The 18,324-nt window shown below is 75.3% G+C and carries 16 protein-coding genes; 7 read left to right on the forward strand and 9 right to left on the reverse strand.

The window, feature by feature from the left end; all coding sequences use genetic code 11:
* Positions 1-81 precede the first annotated feature (81 nt).
* Positions 82-1,014 carry a PfkB family carbohydrate kinase gene (locus J3P29_RS08175; RefSeq protein WP_210492591.1) on the reverse strand — a complete coding sequence of 311 codons (933 nt, stop codon included), beginning with the start codon at positions 1,012-1,014 and terminating at the stop codon, positions 82-84.
* 77 nt (positions 1,015-1,091) lie between these two features.
* Here J3P29_RS08175 and J3P29_RS08180 point away from each other — a divergent pair, with 77 nt between their 5' ends.
* Together J3P29_RS08180 and J3P29_RS08185 are read left to right on the forward strand one after the other, a co-directional pair.
* Entirely contained in the window at positions 1,092-2,255 is a 1,164-nt protein-coding gene (locus J3P29_RS08180) for an MFS transporter (RefSeq protein ID WP_210492593.1), read from the forward strand.
* 379 nt (positions 2,256-2,634) lie between these two features.
* The gene (locus J3P29_RS08185; protein WP_210492594.1) at positions 2,635-3,471 is read left to right on the forward strand and encodes a TIM barrel protein; all 837 of its coding nucleotides are present in this window, start codon (positions 2,635-2,637) and stop codon (positions 3,469-3,471) included.
* A gap of 877 nt (positions 3,472-4,348) precedes the next feature.
* Here J3P29_RS08185 and J3P29_RS08190 read toward each other — a convergent pair.
* The 7 genes from J3P29_RS08190 to J3P29_RS08220 form a co-directional block, all read right to left on the reverse strand.
* The gene (locus tag J3P29_RS08190; RefSeq protein ID WP_210492595.1) at positions 4,349-5,428 is read right to left on the reverse strand and encodes a LacI family DNA-binding transcriptional regulator; all 1,080 of its coding nucleotides are present in this window, start codon (positions 5,426-5,428) and stop codon (positions 4,349-4,351) included.
* Positions 5,415-6,251: an ABC transporter permease gene (locus tag J3P29_RS08195; protein ID WP_210492596.1), complete on the reverse strand. Its 837-nt coding sequence runs from the start codon at positions 6,249-6,251 to the stop codon at positions 5,415-5,417. The genes J3P29_RS08190 and J3P29_RS08195 overlap by 14 nt, the downstream gene beginning before the upstream one ends.
* On the reverse strand, positions 6,244-7,167 hold the full coding sequence (locus J3P29_RS08200; RefSeq protein ID WP_210492597.1) for an ABC transporter permease: 924 nt from the start codon (positions 7,165-7,167) through the stop codon (positions 6,244-6,246). The genes J3P29_RS08195 and J3P29_RS08200 overlap by 8 nt, the downstream gene beginning before the upstream one ends.
* Entirely contained in the window at positions 7,164-8,396 is a 1,233-nt protein-coding gene (locus tag J3P29_RS08205; protein WP_210492598.1) for a spermidine/putrescine ABC transporter substrate-binding protein, read from the reverse strand. Before J3P29_RS08205 ends, J3P29_RS08200 begins: the two co-directional genes overlap by 4 nt.
* A 31-nt stretch (positions 8,397-8,427) precedes the next feature.
* Positions 8,428-9,525: an ABC transporter ATP-binding protein gene (locus tag J3P29_RS08210; protein WP_210492599.1), complete on the reverse strand. Its 1,098-nt coding sequence runs from the start codon at positions 9,523-9,525 to the stop codon at positions 8,428-8,430.
* A gap of 187 nt (positions 9,526-9,712) precedes the next feature.
* Complete coding sequence (locus tag J3P29_RS08215; protein WP_210492600.1) at positions 9,713-10,747, reverse strand: LacI family DNA-binding transcriptional regulator; 1,035 nt, start codon at positions 10,745-10,747, stop codon at positions 9,713-9,715.
* A 77-nt stretch (positions 10,748-10,824) separates the two neighbouring features.
* A complete protein-coding gene (locus J3P29_RS08220) occupies positions 10,825-11,685 on the reverse strand; it encodes a DUF1963 domain-containing protein (protein WP_210492601.1) in 861 nt (286 codons plus the stop codon).
* Positions 11,686-11,813: 128 nt separating this feature from the next.
* Here J3P29_RS08220 and J3P29_RS08225 point away from each other — a divergent pair, with 128 nt between their 5' ends.
* The 3 genes from J3P29_RS08225 to mgrA all read left to right on the forward strand — a co-directional run bounded on the left by J3P29_RS08225 (position 11,814) and on the right by mgrA (position 14,731).
* A complete protein-coding gene (locus J3P29_RS08225) occupies positions 11,814-13,214 on the forward strand; it encodes an FAD-dependent oxidoreductase (protein ID WP_210492602.1) in 1,401 nt (466 codons plus the stop codon).
* Positions 13,215-13,334: 120 nt separating this feature from the next.
* Positions 13,335-13,706 carry a cupin domain-containing protein gene (locus J3P29_RS08230; RefSeq protein ID WP_210492603.1) on the forward strand — a complete coding sequence of 124 codons (372 nt, stop codon included), beginning with the start codon at positions 13,335-13,337 and terminating at the stop codon, positions 13,704-13,706.
* Positions 13,703-14,731, forward strand: coding sequence for an L-glyceraldehyde 3-phosphate reductase (mgrA, locus tag J3P29_RS08235; RefSeq protein ID WP_349239784.1), 1,029 nt, complete (start codon positions 13,703-13,705; stop codon positions 14,729-14,731). Before J3P29_RS08230 ends, mgrA begins: the two co-directional genes overlap by 4 nt.
* Positions 14,732-14,755: 24 nt before the next feature.
* On the opposite strand, the gene J3P29_RS08240 is transcribed toward mgrA, so the two are convergent.
* Complete coding sequence (locus tag J3P29_RS08240) at positions 14,756-15,694, reverse strand: glycoside hydrolase family 6 protein (protein ID WP_210492604.1); 939 nt, start codon at positions 15,692-15,694, stop codon at positions 14,756-14,758.
* A gap of 209 nt (positions 15,695-15,903) precedes the next feature.
* Here J3P29_RS08240 and J3P29_RS08245 point away from each other — a divergent pair, with 209 nt between their 5' ends.
* Positions 15,904-16,683, forward strand: a complete 780-nt coding sequence (locus tag J3P29_RS08245) for a hypothetical protein (protein ID WP_210492605.1) — start codon at positions 15,904-15,906, stop codon at positions 16,681-16,683.
* A 106-nt stretch (positions 16,684-16,789) separates the two neighbouring features.
* Positions 16,790-18,316 (forward strand): cation:proton antiporter, encoded by a 1,527-nt coding sequence (locus tag J3P29_RS08250; protein WP_210492607.1) that lies wholly within the window; start codon positions 16,790-16,792, stop codon positions 18,314-18,316.
* Positions 18,317-18,324 lie beyond the last annotated feature (8 nt).

Consider the following 18,324-nt stretch of genomic DNA (forward strand, 5'->3'; position numbering starts at 1 on the left):
GTCGTCGCGGGCCGCGTCGGGCCGCGCCGCGTCCTCGCTGGCCCGGTCGCGCCGGGCCCCCGCGGCCGGGCGCCGCGCGGCTCAGACCTCGTCGCGGCGGGGCGGGTCCGCGCCGGGGCGCGCGCAGGTGCGGGCGGCGACGCGGCAGGCGAAGGCGGCGGCCTCGGTCAGCCGGTCCGTGCGCGCCAGGTCGGCCCGGCCCAGGCCCTGCTCGTGCCACCAGGCGACGAAGCCCCCGGCGAACGCGTCGCCGGCGCCGATCGTGTCGGCGACCTCGACCCGCGGGGCGGGCACGGCCCGGACGTCGTCGCGGGTGACGACGAGCGCCCCGTCGCCGCCCACGGTGACCAGGCCGACGGCGCCGGGGGCGTCGACGAGGAGCGCGCGCATCGCGTCGGCGGGCGCCAGGCCGGGCCGCAGCCACGCCAGGTCGTCGTCGCTGGCCTTCACGACGTCCGTGCGGCGCAGGATCCGGCCGAGCCGCGCGCGGTAGGCGTCCGCGTCCGGGACGGCGGCCGGGCGGCAGTTGGGGTCGAGCAGCACGAGCGTGGCGTCGTCCGCCGCGGCGACGAGGCCTTCGAGCGTCGACGCCGTCGGGTCGAAGACGAGGCCGAGGGTGCCGACGCAGAGCGCGGCGACCCGCGCGGGCAGCGCGGCGCGGGCGGCCTCGGGCGTCAGGCCCGGGGCCGACGTGCCGGCGACGTAGAAGCCGTAGCGGGCCGAGCCGTCGGGGCCCACGTCGGCGAGCGCGAGGGTCGTCGGATCGTCCGTCGCGACGGCGGGGGACAGGTCGACGCCGTCGTCCTGCAGCGCGGCGCGCAGGCGGACGCCGAACGGATCCGACGACAGCCGGCCCAGGTACGCGGCCGGCGCGCCGAGCCGTGCGGCCGCGCGGGCGGCGTTGAACGGGCCGCCGCCGGCGTGCGCCGCCACGCGTCCGTCCGCGGCCGGGACGAGGTCGATCAGCGCCTCGCCCGCCACGACGATGACGCCGTCTCCGTCCCCCTGGTGCACGGGCGCTATGGTAGCGCTATCACGTCCGTCTGTCACCCGAGTCGCACGCCGCACGCCCCGATCATGACGGTGATCGCGTGGCGGTGACCGGCGGCCGCGTGCTGCCGGCGCCCGGCGTGCTGCCGCTCGTCGTGAGCTCCGTCCTGGCGCGGCTCCCCCTGGGCATGACCCTCGCGCTGCTGCTGCTCGCCCGCGAGGCGACGGGGTCCTACGGGCCGGCGGGCGTCGTGGTCGGGGTGTTCGGCGGCGCGACGGCCCTCGCCGCGCCGCTGCTCGGCCGGCTCGTCGACCGGCTGGGGCAGGTGCGCGTGCTCGTGCCCTGCGCGCTCGCCGAGGGAGCCGGGCTGACGGGACTCGTCGTCGCGGCGGGGGCCGGCGCGCCGCTCGGCGTCCTCGTCGGCCTGGCGGCGCTCGCCGGCGCGGCCCTCCCGCCCGTCGCGGCGTGCCTGCGCGCGCTGTGGCCCGAGATCGTCCGCGATCCCGTCGCCCGGGAGCGGGCGTTCGCGTTCGACGCGACGGTCCAGGAGGTCATCTGGACCAGCGGGCCGCTGCTGGCCGGCGGCGTCGTCACGCTGGTCTCGCCGTCCGCCGCGGTCCTGCTCATGGCGGCGGTGACCGTCGGCGGGACGCTGTGGTTCGCCAGCCTGTCCTGGCCGCGGCGGTGGCAGCCGCGCGGAGGCGGACCCTCCGGGCTGCTGCGCCGGGCGGCGATCCGCACCCTCGTCCTGGTGTCGGCGCTCTCCGGCGCGTCGATGGGGGCGCTCGAGGTCGGGCTGCCCGGCCTGGCGGACCACCTGGGCGCCGAGGCCGCGTCGGGCGCGCTGCTCGGCCTGGCGAGCTTCGGCAGCCTGCTCGGCGGCCTGGCCTACGCGGCCCGCACCTGGCGCTCGCCGCTCGCGCTGCGCTTCCCCGTCACGCTCGGCGTCGTCGCGCTGCTGACCGCCCCGCTCGCCGTCGTGCCGAGCCTGCCGCTGGCCCTCGTCGCCGCGCTGCTGTCCGGCCTGGCGTGGGCGCCGATGCTCTCCTGCCTGTACTCGCTCGTCGGCCGCGTCGCGCCGGACGGGGCGGTCACGGAGGCCTTCACCGTCTGCGGGGCCGCGATGGCCGCCGGCGGCGCGGGCGGGGTCGCCCTGGGCGGGGCGCTCGTCGACGTCGGCGGCGCCCCGGCCGCCTTCGCGCTCGCGGTCGCGGGCGCGCTGGTGGGCGCGGCCGTCGCGGCTGCCGGTCGGGCGCAGTACTAGGGCCCGTCGCGCCGCGGATCCCCGCTTGCGGCGGTCGGCCGAGCGCAGCATCGGGCCTTTCGCTCCGCGGATCCCGCCTTGCGGCGGTCGGCCGAGCGCAGCATTGGGCCTGTCGTGCGGTGGATCCCGCCTTGCGGCAGCCGGCCGGGCGCAGTGCCAGGGTCGTCGCGCCGCGGATCCCCCCCTTGCGGCGGCCGGCCGAGCGCAGTACCGGGCCTGTCGCGCCGCGCATCCCGCATTGCGGCGGCCGGCCGAGCGCAGCAATGGGCCCGTCGCGCCGCGGATCCCGCCTTGCGGCGGCTCGCCGGGGACGATATTGATAGCGCTACCACACGGCGGCGGCCACCCCGGGCCGCCGCCCCGACCGAGGGACCACCGCGTGCACCGGATCGACCCCGCGCAGATCAGCGCGAGCAACTTCAGCTACCTGCGCTTCCCGCTCGAGCGCTGGCTCGACGACATGGCGAGCCTCGAGGTCGGGAAGGTGGAGCTGTGGGGCGTGTCGCCGCACCTCTACGTCGAGGACGCCACGGCCGCCGACATCGACCGCGTTCGCCGCGAGATCGAGGCGCGCGGGCTCGAGCTCACGTGCTTCACGCCCGAGCAGGTCATGTACCCGATCAACATCGCGGCGCGGGAGGAGCGGATCCGCGAGCGCAGCGTCCGCTACTTCGAGAAGTGCGTCGACGCCTGCGTCGGCCTCGGGGCGCCGCTGCTCTTCCTCACGCCCGGCTGGGGCTACGTCGGCGAGGACGACGCCGAGGTGTGGAAGCGCTCCGCCGACGCGCTCTCGCGCATCGTCTCCTACGCCGACGAGCGCGGGATCAGGAGCGTGCTCGAGGCGCTGCAGCCCGTCGAGTCGCACGTCATCACCACGTCGGCGCAGATCCGCCGGATGCTCGACGACGTCGGCCACCCGGCGCTCGGCGCCGCCGTCGACATCCCGGCGATGGCCGTCGCGGGGGAGACCGTCGCCGACTACACCGCGGCGTTCGGCGACCGCCTGTGGCACGCCCACTTCGTCGACGGCGCCCCGGGCGGCCACCTGGCGTGGGGCGACGGCGAGCTGCCGATGGAGCGCTACCTCGACGAGTTCGCGGCCGGCGGCTTCACCGGCCACCTGTCCTTCGAGATCATCAGCGACCGCTACTGGCTCGACCCGCTGCCGCCGGTCCGGCAGAGCATCGAGCGGATCCGCGCCGCCCTGGCCGCGTAGCGGGCGGGGCGGCGCGGGAAGGCGGGCCGCGGGTGGGGCGGCCGGGCCGCGGGCTGCCCGGCGGCCCGTTCTGGCTCGGGGCCGGATACCGGACGCGAGCCGGAGCACGACCGGGCCCCGCGACCCGCTCCGCCTCAGGGCCGGATGCCGGACCTGAGCCGGAACACGATCCGGCCCGGGACCCGTTCCGCCTCAGGGTCGGATAGCGGACCTGAGCCGGAACACGACCCGGTCCCGCGACCCGCTCCGCCCCAGGGCCGGATAGCGGACCCGAGCCGGAACACGTCCCGGCCCCGCGTCCCGCTCCGCCTCGGGGCCGGATGCCGGACCTGAGCCGGAACACGACCCGGCCCGCGACCCGTTCCGCCTCAGGGCCGGAGAGCGGACCTGAGCCGGAACACGACCCCGCCGCGCGACCCGCTCCGCCTCAGGGCCGGATGCCGGACCTGAGCCGGAACACAACCCCGCCGCGCGACCCGCTCCGCCTCAGGGCCGGAGAGCGGACCCGAGCCGGAACACGACCCGGCCCGCGACCCGTTCCGCCTCAGGGCCGGAGAGCGGACCCGAGCCGGAACACGACCCGGCCCCGCGACCCGCTCCGCCTCGGGGCCGGATGCCGGACCCGAGCCGGAACACGGCCCCGCCCCGCGACCCGCTCCGCCTCAGGGCCGGAGAGCGGACCCGAGCCGGAACACGACCCCGCCCCGCGACCCGCTCCGCCTCAGGGCCGGAGAGCGGACCCGAGCCGGAACACGACCCCGCCCCGCGACCCGCTCCGCCCCACGACCCCCGGGCCCGCTCGCCGCGTCTCCTCGCGGCGAGCGGGCCCGGGCGCCCTCCGGCGCGGCGGTCCCGGATGGCCCGGGCCCGCCCCGCCTCAGAGCGCCGCGACCGGCGGCGGGGGTGCGCAGGAGTCGCGCACGATCAGCCGCGTCGGCACGCGGACCACGTCGACGCCGTCGCCGCCGTCCAGGCCGCCGGCCCGAGCGTCGATCCGCCGCATCAGGCGGCGCATCGCCTCCGCGCCCAGCCGCTCCGTGTCCTGCAGGACGACGGTCAGCTCGGGCGTCGTCAGCTCCAGGGCGTCGAAGCCCAGGACGGAGAGGTCCTCCGGCACCCGCAGGCCGAGGGCCTGCGCGGCGCGCAGCGCGCCCATCGTGACGCTCGCCTCCGACGTGAGCACGGCCGTCGGGCGGTGCTCCGTCAGCAGGGCGGTCGTCTCGCGCGCCACGGTGTCCACGTCGTACGTGCCGGCCCGCAGCAGGCGCGGGTCGAACGCGATGCCGGCCTCCTCGAGGGCGTCCCGGTAGCCCCGGTAGCGCTCGACCGCCGAGGACTTGTTCAGCGGCGAGGACAGGTAGGCGATCTTGCGGTGGCCCAGGCCGAGCAGGTGCCGCGAGGCGTTGAGCGCGCCGGCGTGGTTGTCCGACACGATCCGTGCGCCCGGGACGCCCTGCACGATGCGGTCGAGCGTGACGACGGGGACGCTGCGCGCGACCTGCCGCAGCGCGGCGTTGTCGCCGGCCGCGGGGGTCACGATCAGGCCGTCGACCATGCGGGCGGCGAACGCCCGCACCAGCTCGTCCTCGACCTCGGGCCGCTCGTCCGAGTTGCCCAGCAGCGTCAGGTAGCCGCCCTCGTGCGCGACGTTCTGGATCGCGCGCCCCACCGAGGTGAAGAACGGCACCTGGATGTCGGAGAGCACCACCCCGACGACGAGCGTCCGGCCCGTCGTCAGGCTGCGCGCGTTGAGGTTGGGCGCGAACCCCAGCTCGTCGACGACGGCCAGCACGTGGTCGCGCGTCTCGGGGTGGACGGAGTCCGGGGCGTTGAGCGAGCGCGACACGGTCGCCTTCGACACGCCCGCGCGGCGGGCGACGTCGGCGATCGTGGCGCGCCCGCCGCTCCGGCGGGCCGGCCCGCGGCGGCGGACCGGCACGCCGTCAGCCGCGTCCACCCGAGAGCTCCTTCGCGGGGTCGCCGCCCTTGCGGGAGACGAACCACATCGCCCCGGCGATGCCGATCGCGACGATCAGGAACATGACGGTGGAGATGGCGTTCACGGCGGGCGTGACGCCGAAGCGCACGTCGTTGAAGACCGCCATCGGCCACGTCTCCGCGTCGCCCGAGGCCGTGAAGACCGACAGGACGTAGTCGTCGAAGGACATCGTGAACGACAGCAGCGCGCCGGCCACGATCGCGGGCAGCAGGCGGGGCAGCGTGACCTGGCGGAACGTCGAGATCGGCCCGGCGCCCAGGTCGAAGCTCGCCTCCTCCAGCGACGGCCCCATGCTCGTGAACCGCGAGCGGACGATGAGCACGACGACCGCCGAGCTCCACACGACGTGAGCCAGCAGGATCGTCTTCCACGACAGCGCGGGGAAGATCGCCAGGGACTCGTGCGCCTTCACGAAGAAGATGCGCGAGGCGACCGCGATGACGATCTCGGGCACGACGAGCGTCAGGAAGATCAGCGTCGTGAACGGGATCCGCCAGCGCGACCGGGAGCGGCCGAGCGCCAGCGCGGCCAGGGTGCCGAGCAGCGTGGCGATGATCGCGTTGAGCACCGCGATCTTCAGCGAGAGCAGCAGCGCGTTCTGGTAGCGCGGCGTCTCCCACGCGTCGAGGAACCAGTGGAACGAGAAGCCGGTCCAGTTCGAGACGTCCTTGCCCGTGTTGAAGGCGTAGGCGATCACGACCGCGATCGGCAGGTAGAGGAACAGCAGGACGAGGACGCCCCAGCCGCTCAGCAGGCGGCGGCGGAAGATCGCGTTATGCACCGAACTGCTCCTCCTTCGTCGCCGAGACGACGTAGAGCACGACGAAGATCGACAGGATCGCCATCAGGCCGATGGAGACCGCGGCCCCGAACGGCCAGTTGGACGCGCCGATGAACTGCCCCTGGATGACGTTGCCGACGAACAGGAAGCGGCCGCCGCCCAGCAGCTGCGGGATGACGTACTCGCCGGCCATCGGGATGAAGACGAGCAGCGTGCCCGCCAGCAGGCCCGGACGGGTGAGGGGGAAGGTGATCTGGCGGAACGCGGTCCACGGCTTGGCGCCGAGGTCCTTCGCGCCGTCGACGAGCGTCCAGTCCATCCGCTCGAGCGCGGCGTAGACCGGCAGCACGAACATCGGCAGGTAGCCGTAGACGAGGCCGATCAGGACGGCCTTCCACGAGTAGAGGATGTCCAGGCCCAGCGCGCCCGCGAACGGGCCGTCGCCGTCGAGCAGCAGCTTCCAGGCGAACGTCCGGACCAGGAACGACGTCCAGAACGGGATCATCACGAGCAGGACGATCAGGCCCTTGCGGTCCGTGCGGACGTGGCGCGCCATCCAGTACGCGAGCGGGAAGCCGACCGCGACCGTGGCGACCGTGCCGCCGAACGCGAGCAGCATCGTCTGCCCGAAGACCCGCAGGTACAGGTCGTCGAACAGCTCCGAGAAGTTCTCCCAGTAGAAGCCGTACAGGATCTGGTCCCCGGCGAACGAGTCGCCCTGCTTCGCCAGCGCGAACGCGATCAGGATGACCAGCGGCGCGACGAACAGCAGCAGGTAGTAGAGGAGCAGCGGCGAGGCCAGCCAGCTGGGGTACCGCGGACCGAACGTCCGCACGCGGCGACGTCGCGGCTTCCCGGCCGGCGGGCCGGCCGCCGGCGAGGCGGTCGGCACGCTGTGGGCGTTCTGGGTGCTCATCGCGTGGCCCGGAACTTCTCGTACGCCTGCTGTCGGAGGTTGAGGACCTTCGGCGAGGGGGAGAGGATGAACTTGTAGTTGTTCAGCTTCTCCTGCGGCACGTTGACCAGCGGGTTGTCGCGGTACTTCTCGGCGCCCGGCAGGTCCCAGGCGGGCGCGACGGGCGTCGGCGCGCCGGTGTACTTCATCTCGCGCAGCGCGACCTTCGGGTCGAGCATGTAGTTGATCCAGGCGTGCGCGGCGACGGGGTGCTTCGCGTCGGCGAGGATCGACCAGTTGTCGGCCCAGCGCTCGGCCGGGCCGTCCGGCGCGACCGCCGTGACGTTCTTGTTCTCGGACGCGATCAGCGTCATGTCGGTGCTCCAGCCCTGGCTGAGGACCAGGCGGCCGGCGGCGCCGTCGGCGCGGACGGTCGAGGCGTCCAGCGTCTTGATCGACTTCGCGAGCGGCTGCAGGAACTTGACGGCCTTGTCGTAGTCCGCCGGGTTCTCGGAGTCGGGGTCCAGGCCCAGCGCGATCATCGCCGACCCGATGACGAGGGTGGTGCCCTCGAGCATGTTCGTGCGGCCCTTCTTCACCGCCGTCGGTAGCAGCTCGAAGAACTCCATCATCGTCTTGGGCTGCTCGTCCAGGACGTCGTTGCGGTAGAAGAACCCGGTGTAGCCCCAGTTCTTGACGACGGAGTACGTGTTCTCCTTGTCGTACTCGAGGCCGCGCCACTGGGGCTGCAGGTTCTTCAGGTTCGGCAGGAGCTCGTGGTCGAGCTCGTACAGGTGGCCGCCCTGACCCAGGACCGGGATGGAGTTCTGGCCCGGGACGATGATGTCGTAGTCGCCGCCGCCGGCCTTGACCTTGGCCTCCATCTCGTCCGTGGACGAGTAGTAGGTCTCCTTGACCGTCGTCCCGGCGTTGGCCTTCATGAAGGCCTTGATGTCCTTCGGGTCGACGTACTCCGAGAAGTTGTAGATCAGGAGGTCGCTCTCCAGCGGCTTGCCGGCCAGGCCCGAGGCCTTCGCGCCGCCGCCGGACGAGGTGGAGGACGAGGAGGAGCCGCCGCCGCAGCCGGCGACCAGCAGCGCCATCGCGCCCAGGCCGAGGGCCTGGCGGCGGGACAGGCGGGCGCCCGTCGTGCGCAGCGCGTTCTCCTGGGACAGGCGGGCGACGCGGTCGAAGCGGCGCTTGCTCTCGACCGGGGCGAGGATGCGGATCTCGTCGTCGTTGATGCTCATGGTGCGGTCTCTCGCTCGGGTGTCGGCGCGCTCAGGCGGCCAGGAGGATCGGGGCGGTCTCGGGCCAGGCGAGGCGGATGCGGTCGCCGGGCGCGAGGTGGTCGGCGTCGGCGTCCGTGCCGGCGCGGGGGACGAGGGCGGTCAGCTCGGCGCCGTCGCCGGCGTCGGCGACGATCTGGATCGCGCTGCCGAGCTGCATGCGGGTGATGACGGTGGCCTCGACGCTGTTGGCGCCGCGGGCGTCGTCGCCGACCCCGGCCAGACGGATCCGCTCGGGGCGGATGCCGACCGTCACGTCGCCGGCGGCGTGGGTGCCGTCGGTGCGGGCGACGACGGTGCCGCCCGGCACGTCGACGACGGCGTGGCCGTTGGCGGTCTCACGCAGCTGGCCGCGCAGCATGTTCATCTCGCCGATGAAGTTCGCGACGAACTCCGACGCGGGCCGGTCGTAGATCTCCTCGGGCGCCGCGAGCTGCTCGATGCGCCCGTCGCACATGACGGCGATCCGGTCGCTCATCGACATGGCCTCGCCCTGGTCGTGCGTCACGTAGACGAACGTGATGCCGACCTCCTGCTGGATGCGCTTGAGCTCGACCTGCATGTCCTTGCGGAGCTTCAGGTCGAGGGCGCCGAGCGGCTCGTCGAGCAGCAGCACGCGCGGCTGCATGACGAGCGCGCGGGCCAGGGCGACGCGCTGCTGCTGGCCGCCGGAGAGCTCGCGGGGCTTGCGCCGCTCGCGGCCCTGCAGGTGCACCAGCTCGAGCGCCTCCTGCGCCTTGCGCAGGCGCTCGCCCTTCTCCACGCCCCGCTGCTTCAGGCCGTAGGCCACGTTGTCCAGCACGGTCATGTGCGGGAACAGCGCGTAGTGCTGGAAGACCGTGTTGACGTCGCGGCGGTACGGCGGCGTTCCGACGGCGTCCTCGCCGCCGATGAGGATCGAGCCGCTCGAGGGCTGCTCGAAGCCGGCGATCATGCGCAGCGACGTCGTCTTGCCGCAGCCGGACGACCCGAGGAGCGAGAGGAACTCGCCCTTGCGGATGTCCAGATCCAGGTCGTCGACGGCGACGACCTCGCCAAAGCGCTTCGTGACGCCGCGAAAGCGCACGTCGAATTCCGAGTCCACGCTCATCGCGTGCCCGCCCCCTCTTCGCGACCGCCCTCACCCAAGGCGGTCTGTGGTTCATCTCACGAAACCGGTTGCTGGAACCGGTTTCCGCGAACCTAACAGCGCTATCAGTCATCGGCAAGTCGACATTGAGACCGCTATCACCCACGGATCTCCGCCGCCGTGACGGCCCCGGGCGGCCGGCGAGGTGCTATCGCGTGCGGGGAGAGGCGCAGGACCCGCGCACGACCAGCTCGGTCGGCAGGACGGTGCGCCGCCCCGGTCCGGACGTCCCGTCGAGCCGCTCGAGCAGCAGCTCGGCGGCGCGGCGACCCAGGTCCACGACGGGCTGCCGCACGACCGTGATCGGCGGCTCCATGAGCGGCAGCCAGTCCGTGTCGTCGAAGGCGACGATCGACAGGTCGGCGGGGATCGTCAGGCCGAGCCGGCGCACCGCCCGCAGCGTGCCACCCGTGACGACGTTCTCCGTGGTGAAGACCGCCGTGGGGCGCTCGTCCGCAGGCCGGTCGAGCAGCGCGAGCGCGGCGTCCTCGGGGTCGCCGGCGTGGTCGCGGGTGGCGGCCTCGAGCGCGGGGTCCGGCGCGATGCCCGCCCGGCGCAGGGCGGCGCGGAAGCCGCGCAGGCGGTCGGCGGTCGAGCTGATGTCGCTCGGCGAGGCGATCACGCCGATGCGCCGGTGGCCCAGGCCGACCAGGTGCTCGACGGCGGTCGCCGCGGCCGCGGCGTTGTCGACGCCGACGCTGTCGACGTCGAGCCCGCGCACCGTGCGGTCCAGCAGCACCAGCGGCTTGCCGACGTCGCGCGTGCGGTGCTTGTCGAAGCTGCGAGCGGGGGAGAGCACGAGCGCGTCGACGCGGGTGGAGAACACGTCGACCGCCTGCCGCTCGCGCTCGGGGTCCTCGTCGGAGTTGGCGAGCAGCAGCGTGTACCCGGCGGGCTCGAGCACGGCCGCGACGCCGCGCGAGGCCGCCGCGAAGTACGGGTTCTCGATGTCGCCCACCACCAGGCCGACGGTGCGCGTGCTGCCCGACGCCAGGGCGCGGGCGACGTCGTTGCGGCGGTACCCGAGCGCGACCGCGGCGGCCTCGACCTTCGCCTTCGCCTTCGCGCTGACGTACCCGTAGTCGCCGAGGGCGCGGGCGGCGGTGGCGAAGGACACCCCGGCCTCGCTGGCGACGTCGTTGACGGTCGGCGTGGCGGCCGGCCGGCCCGCGTCCTTGCTCATCGGACGGGGAGCCTATCGGCGGCCCACGGCGGGGCCCGCGGGCGCCGCCGCCGCACCGCGGGCGGGCCGGGCGGCGCTCATCCGGTCGACCCGAGGGTGAACGCGCGGTCCCACCGCTCCGCCCGCAGGTCTTCGGCGGGGAGCGCGACCCAGCCGGTGCCGCCGTCGCCGAACGAGGGGATGAGCTCGGCGGACGGGATCTCGAGCAGCATGCGCCACGGTGCGCGGGCGAGCTCGTGCTCGTCGTCGTACCCGCTCGCCGCGCGCCCGATCTCGGCCTCGACGTCCTCGCCCTGCGCGCCCGCGTGCCCCCAGCCGAGGAGCTGCGCCTCGGGACCGGCGAGGGTGTCGCCGCTCGCCAGGCCATCGGCCAGCGCCTCCTGGGTCTCGAGGTCGTAGCCCTCGGGCGTCTCGTCGCCGAACGCCCCCCGGACCCGCGGCAGGCCGGGCTCCAGGCGCAGCAGCTCCGTGGCGGTCGGCAGCGTCCACGTCAGGAGCGGACGGAGCGCCATCTCGCGGAGCAGCCCGTCCTCCAGGTCCTCCGTGGCGACGAGCGCCGGCGGGGGATCGACCGGCCGCAGCTCCTCGCCGTCCGGGACCACGCGCACCAGCGCCGCGCCGTCGAGCTCGCCGCAGTCGGGGTCCCAGCCGATCGAGACGCTCAGCAGTCCCGCCCGCGGCAGGTCGCCCAGGTCGGGCAGGTCGGCGAGGCGCAGCTGCAGCAGGAACACGTACGGGTGGTCGCGGCCGGGGAGCGTCGGCCACGGCGTCCCCACGGGCAGGTCGGGCCGGCCCCCGCCCTTCGACGCGCCAACCGCGCGGGGCGCCCCGTCGGCCATGAGCAGGACGGCCGGTCGCGCGTGCCGGAGCAGCGCCGCCGCGACGGCGTCGGGCAGGGCCTCGTCGGCGACGATCTCGGCGAGCTCCTCGCGGTGCATGAGGGCACCGTACGCGTCGGTCCGGCGGGTCGGTCGTCGAGCGCCGCCCGGGGCGGCGCGGTGGGGTTCCGAGCCGCGCGGCGGGCGGATAGTGGTAGCGCTATCAGAACCGTGGTACGGTGCGCCGCATGTCCGGAACCCCCGCGCCCCAGTACGCCGGTCTGAGCCTGTGGCTCGAGCAGGCCGGCGACCTGACGCCCCGCGCTCCGCTGCCCGGTCCGACGGACGTGGACGTCGCGATCGTCGGCGCGGGCTTCACGGGCCTGTGGAGCGCCTACTACCTGAAGAAGGCCGACCCGTCGCTGCGGATCGCGGTGCTCGAGCGGTGGATCGCCGGGGCCGGGGCGTCCGGGCGCAACGGGGGCTGGTGCTACGGCCACCTGAACGGCTCGGTCGACGGCTACGCCAAGAACGGCAGCTCCCGCGAGCTCGCGCTCGCGATGAAGAAGGAGAACTACCGCACCGTCGACGTCATCGGCGAGACGCTGGCCGCCGAGGGCATCGACGCCGGCTTCGTGAAGGGCGGCGCGCTCAACGTCGCGCGCACCTTCGAGCAGGCGAAGGCCATGCGCGCCGGGGTGGCGGAGGACCACGCGAAGGGCTTCGGCGAGGAGTTCTCGCGCTGGCTGTCGGCCGAGGAGCTGGCCGAGCGGGTGCAGATCAGCGGCGCCCTGGGCGCGAAGCTCGAGCCGTACTGCGCGCGCGTCCAGCCGGCGAAGCTGGCCCGCGGCCTGGCCGAGGTCGTCGAGCGCCTGGGCGTGACGATCTACGAGGGCACCGAGGTGACGGGGATCGAGCGCGGCGTCGTGCACACGGCGCGCGGCGACGTCCGCTGCGAGCACGTCGTGCGCGGCACCGAGGGCTACACCCTGCAGATCCCGACGGAGGGCCGGCGCATCCAGCCGCTCACGTCGCAGATCATCGCCACCGAGCCGCTGCCCGCCGAGGTCTTCGAGGAGCTCGGCGGCTGGGAGGGCCGCGAGGTCTGGGGCGACGCGCTCAACCGCAACGTCTACTGCCAGCGCACCATGGACGACCGCATCGCCATCGGCGGCCGCGGCGGCTTCCAGCCCCGGCAGAAGGGCATGGACGAGGCGGAGATCCTGGACCCGCGCGTCCACGAGATGCTGCGCGTGGCCCTGGCCGAGATGCTGCCGGCCGCCAAGGACGCGACGATCACGCACTTCTGGGGCGGCGTCTGGGGCGCCACGCGCGACTGGGCGCCGATCGTCGGCCACGAGCCGGAGCGGGGCGTCACCTGGGCCGGCGGCTACGGCGACGGCGTCTGCGCCTCGAACTTCGCGGCGCGCACGATGACCGACCTGATCCTGCGCCGCGACAGCGAGCTCGTTCGCTACCCGTGGATCAACCACCCCTCGCCGGAGTGGCCGCGCGACCCCCTCGTCCGCATCGGGGCCCGCGCCGGCGACGCCGCCTACGGCCTGGCCGACCGCGTCGCCGCCCGCCGGGGCCGCAGCCCGCGCTGGACCGCCGCGATCGACCGCATCACCGGCCTGGGCGCCAAGTAGCCCCGGCCGCACCGAGCCCCTCCCCGGACGGCGCGAGCCCGCCCGGCGGCGGGGCGACCCGTCCGCCCGCGCGCCATCGGCCCCGCGGCGGCCCCCCATCCCGACAGACACAGGACCCCCATGAGCACCCCCACCGACGGCCCGGCCCTCGTGGCCAACCCCGACCTGCTGACCCTCGAGCTGAAGACGGCGCACGAGCTGGACGACGTGCGCGAGGGCGAGCCCCAGGCGTTCTACACCGAGCTCTACAGCGACGACGTCGCCGAGACCGGCGTGTGGGAGGTCACCCCGGGCGAGTTCGCCGGCGACAAGTTCGGCGCCAGCGAGGTCATGCTCGTCCTGAAGGGCGAGGCGACCATCACGAGCGAGGACGGCACGACGATCGAGCTGCGCCCCGGCGTCTCGTTCGTCACGCCCGACGGGTGGCGCGGCCGCTGGAAGGTCCGCGAGACCGTCCGCAAGATGTACGTGATCTGGAAGCACGCGGCGTGAGCGGCGCCTTCGACGCCGGCCGCTACGACGGCCGGATGCCCTACCGCCGCACGGGCCGCTCCGGGCTGCTGCTGCCCGCGATCTCGCTCGGCCTGTGGCACAACTTCGGCGACGACCGCACGATCGAGAGCCAGCGCGCCATCCTGCGCCGGGCGTTCGACCTGGGCGTCACCCACTTCGACCTGGCCAACAACTACGGGCCCCCGGCGGGCTCGGCCGAGGTCAACTTCGGCCGCATCCTGCGCGAGGACTTCGCGGCCCACCGCGACGAGCTCGTCGTCTCGACGAAGGCCGGCTGGGACATGTGGCCCGGCCCGTACGGCGACGGCGGATCGCGCAAGTACCTGCTCTCCAGCCTGGACGCCTCGCTGACGCGCATGGGCGTCGACTACGTCGACGTCTTCTACTCGCACCGCTTCGACGCGGAGACGCCGCTCGAGGAGACGTGCGGCGCGCTGCACAGCGCCGTCCAGCAGGGCAAGGCGCTGTACGTCGGCATCTCGTCGTACTCGCCGGAGCGCACGCGGCAGGCCGCCGAGATCCTGCGAGGGCTCGGCACGCCGCTGCTGATCCACCAGCCCAACTACTCCATGCTCAACCGGCGCCCGGAGCACGGGCTGCTGGACGCGCTCGAGGAGGTCGGCGCGGGCTGCATCGCGTTCTCGCCGCTCGCCCAGGGCCTCCTGACGAACAAGTACCTGCAGGGCGTGCCCGAGGGCTCGCGCGCCGCCGACGGCAAGTCGCTCGCGCAGGAGTGGCTGACGGACGAGAACCTGGGCCACATCCGCGCGCTGAACGAGATCGCCGCCGGCCGCGGCCAGTCGCTCGCGCAGATGGCGATCGCCTGGACGCTGCGCGACCCGCGCGTGACGTCGGCGCTCATCGGCGCCTCGAGCGTCGCCCAGCTCGAGGACAGCCTCGCGGCGGTGCGGGGCCTGGAGTTCTCCGCCGACGAGCTCGCCGCGATCGAGCCGCACGCCGTCGACGGCGGCATCGACCTGTGGGAGGCGGCCTCCACCGCCTGAGGCCGCGGGCCCAGCCGCCCCCGCTCAGCGGGCGCGGCGGGCCAGGTCGAGGGCCCCCTCCGGCCACCACTGGCCGGCGGGCGGCCCTCCGTTGCAGGGGCCGTCGGACTCGCCGGGCGCCTTGATCCACAGGAGCGCGTCCACGCCGGCGCGTCGCGGGCGCACCGTCGGCGCGGCGCCGAGCCCGCGCCCCGGCGGGTTGCACCAGGCGCCGCCCGGGGCCGGCCCGCGACCGTTGCGGGAGGTGTCGATCACCCCGTGCAGGCCCCGGAGGTGGACGCGCAGCGCCCGCAGGTAGCGCGCGGACTCCGCGGTCGTTCGGTAGTTCGAGACGTTCACGGCCACCCCGCGCGCCCGCGCGACGCCGGACCGGCGCAGGCGGCGGGCCATCTCGGCCGCCGGACGCCAGCCGCCGTGACCGGCGTCCAGGTACACCGCGACGCCGCGGCCGGCCAGCGTCCGCACGGCGCCGCGGAGCAGCGTCGCCCGGCGGGCGCGGTCGGGGGCCTGCAGGCAGTCCCAGCCCGCCACGGCGTCCGGCTCCAGGACGACGGCCGCGCGCCCGCCCGCCAGGCCGGCGGCGATGCCGCGCACCCAGCGGCGGTACGCGGCGGCGGACCCGGCGCCGCCGGCGGAGGACGCCCCGCAGTCGCGCTGGGGGAGGCCGTAGACGACGACCACCGGCACCTCGTCCGCGGCGCGGGCGCGCCCGGCGAGCTCGCCGGCCGCGCCCGAGGCGTCCGTCCCCGGATCGGTCAGCCACCTCGCCACCGGCCGGCGGGCGATGCGCTCCATCAGGCGCGCGTCGCCGGGGCGCGACGCCCGCCACTCCGCGGCCTGGCGCGCCGCGGGCGCGTCGGGATCGCGGTAGGGACGGTGGCCGCCGGCGAAGGGGTCGGCCGGCGCGGCCGCGGCGGGAGCGGCCCCGGCCAGCAGCGCGAGGACGACGCCGGCGGCCCACACGGCGCCGCGGGCACGCCCGACGGTCGTTGGAGGCTGGCGCGTCCCGGCGGGGCGGGTGGTCGGAGTCGGCGGCGCGGGGGACGGCACGGGCGGCCCGTACCCGGGCGCGCCGACGGTCACGCGGGCCGCGAGGACGCCGGTCGGGGTTACGCCGTCCACGGCGCGGGTAGCCACGCCGCATCCCGCGCCCCATCCCCCAAGGAGCCCCCATGCGCACGGACCACGAGATCCCGACCGACGCCGAGACCCTCGACAGCGTCGACCAGGTCCTCGGCGAGGTCGTCGCGGACGGCGACAGCCGCCGCGGAATGCTGCTGAAGGCCGGCGGTCTGCTGGCCGCCGGCACCGCCCTCGCCCTGCCGGGCGGCGCGACCGCCGCCACGCGCACCCGCGGCGACATCGTCGACACCCTGGCGACGTTCGAGGCGTTCGGCGTCACGCTTCTGTCCGAGGCCATCCGCCGGGCGCCCGGAACGCCCTCTGCCGCGTTCCTCGGCGTGCTGCGCGCGGCGAACACGACGGAGTTCGTCCACCTGCAGGCGCTGCGCTCCATCGGGGGTCGGCAGCTGACCAACCGCTTCTGGATCCCCGAGGCGGCCTTCGGCGGGAACGGCGCGGGGCTCTTCGCCACGATCGCCCAGCAGGAGGAGATCGAGATCAGCGCGTACCTGACCGGCGTGACCGCGGCGGCCCGCCGGCGCGACGCTCGCGACGCGCGGCTGCTCTCCGAGGCGCTGGGCACCGAGGCCGAGCACCGCGTCCTCGCGCGCTTCGCCAGCGCGCAGCTGTCCGGGTCGACCGAGGTGCCGAACAACAAGGGGTTCGAGAGCTTCAAGTACCGCAGCGCCGCGTCCGCGACGAAGGCCGTCCAGCGCCTCGGCGTGGGCATCGACGCGCGCGGCAAGGCGCCCGGCCGCTTCTACGACTTCCCCGGCGACCCGCGGAAGAACGGGACGGGCGACCCCATCGGCACCACCAGGCCCTCGTAGTCCCGAGGCTTGGCGGCCGCGCGCCGCGGCCTCCGGCGTGATGGGATCGGGGCGTGCGCCCCCGCCTCCCCGACCGCCGCCGCACCCGCCCCGGGAGGCGGCGCCCGTGACGACGACCTGGACGGTCCTGGCGTCGCTCGCGGTCATCCTGGTCACGCGCGTGGCCGCCGACCGCAGCGGCCTGCCCGCCGCAGTGCTGCTCGTCGCCGCGGGCCTCGTGGTCGGCGTCGTGCCCGGGCCGACGGAGCGCCTGGAGCCCGAGCTGGTGCTCGAGCTCGTGATCCCGCCGCTGCTCTTCGCCGCCGCGCGCAGCGCCAGCCTGCTCGAGCTGCGGGCCAACGCGCGCATCGTCGGCTCGCTCTCCGTGGCGCTCGTCCTCGTGACCGCCTTCGCGGTCGCCGGCGCCGTCGACGCGGCGGTGCCGGCCATCGGATTCGCCGCCGCGCTCGCCCTGGGCGCCGCGGTCGCGCCGCCCGATCCCGTCGCGGCGCTCGCGATCGGACGCCGCGCCGGCCTGCCGCGCCGCCTGACGACGCTGGTCGAGGGGGAGGGGCTCCTCAACGACGCGACCGCCCTGACGCTGTACGGCCTGGCGGTCGCCGCCGCGACGGGCGGCGGCTTCTCGGCGGGCGAGGGCGTGGGCCGCTTCCTGCTGGCGGTCGTCGGCGGCGTCGCCGCGGGCGCCGCCGTGGCGGCCGGCGTCACGCTGATCGAGCGGGCCGTCGAGGACTCCCTCGTCCGCAACGCCGTCTCGCTCGCCACGCCGTTCGCCGCGTACGCGCTGGCCGAGACCGCCCACGGCTCGGGCGTGCTGGCCGTCGTCGTCGCCGGCCTGCTCGTCGCCCACGGGGGCGCGCGGCTGGGCACCGGCGAGAGCCGCCTGCAGACGGGCGCGGTCTGGCGGCTCGTGGAGTACCTGCTCGAGGGCTACGTCTTCCTGCTCATCGGCCAGCAGGTGCCCGACGTCCTGGACGGCCTGCGCGCCTACGACGCGGGCACGGTCGCCGCGGCGACGGGGGCGACGCTCGCCGCGGTGCTGCTCGTGCGGCTGTGGTGGATGCTCGTGCTCCGGCGCCGCACCCCGCTCGGCGGGCGCGAGGGCGTGGCGCTCTGGTGGGCGGGCACGCGCGGGGTGATCACGCTCGCCACCGTCTACGCGCTGCCCGCGTCCTTCCCCGAGCGCGACCTCGTCGTGTTCTGCGCGCTCGCGGTCGTGCTCGTCACGCTCGTCGGACAGGGGCTCACCTTCGGCCCCGTGCTGCGCGGCCTGCGGCTGGAGAGCCCCGGCGAGGCGGACGCGCGGATGCGCGGCGAGGCGCGGGTGGCGGCGCTCGAGGCCGCGGTCGCGCGCGTGGACGAGGTGGCGCAGGTCGAGGACCTGCCGGACGAGGTCGTGCGCGGCGTCCGGGAGCAGCTCGACCGCGCCCGCGGACGCATGCGCGCACGCCTGGACGACGACGTCGCGCTCCAGGAGTGGACGGGCCGGCGGGCCGCGGTCGGCGTCCTGCGCCAGGCGATCATCGACGCCCAGCGCGAGGAGCTGCTGCGGCGCCGCGACGCGGGACGCCTGAGCGACGCCGACCTGCGGGTGCTCGAGCGGCAGCTCGACCTGCAGGAGCTCTCGCTCTCCTGAGCGCCCGG

This window comes from Patulibacter sp. SYSU D01012, from assembly GCF_017916475.1.
Lineage (GTDB): Bacteria > Actinomycetota > Thermoleophilia > Solirubrobacterales > Solirubrobacteraceae > Patulibacter.

Coding starts and splice junctions, on each gene's coding strand:
- J3P29_RS08245 (WP_210492605.1), top strand. CDS start 15,904: ATGCGCACGGACCACGAGATCCCGACCGACGCCGAGACCCTCGACAGC.
- J3P29_RS08215 (WP_210492600.1), bottom strand. CDS start 10,747: ATGAGCAAGGACGCGGGCCGGCCGGCCGCCACGCCGACCGTCAACGAC.
- J3P29_RS08210 (WP_210492599.1), bottom strand. CDS start 9,525: ATGAGCGTGGACTCGGAATTCGACGTGCGCTTTCGCGGCGTCACGAAG.
- J3P29_RS08200 (WP_210492597.1), bottom strand. CDS start 7,167: ATGAGCACCCAGAACGCCCACAGCGTGCCGACCGCCTCGCCGGCGGCC.
- J3P29_RS08205 (WP_210492598.1), bottom strand. CDS start 8,396: ATGAGCATCAACGACGACGAGATCCGCATCCTCGCCCCGGTCGAGAGC.
- J3P29_RS08225 (WP_210492602.1), top strand. CDS start 11,814: ATGTCCGGAACCCCCGCGCCCCAGTACGCCGGTCTGAGCCTGTGGCTC.
- J3P29_RS08230 (WP_210492603.1), top strand. CDS start 13,335: ATGAGCACCCCCACCGACGGCCCGGCCCTCGTGGCCAACCCCGACCTG.
- J3P29_RS08220 (WP_210492601.1), bottom strand. CDS start 11,685: ATGCACCGCGAGGAGCTCGCCGAGATCGTCGCCGACGAGGCCCTGCCC.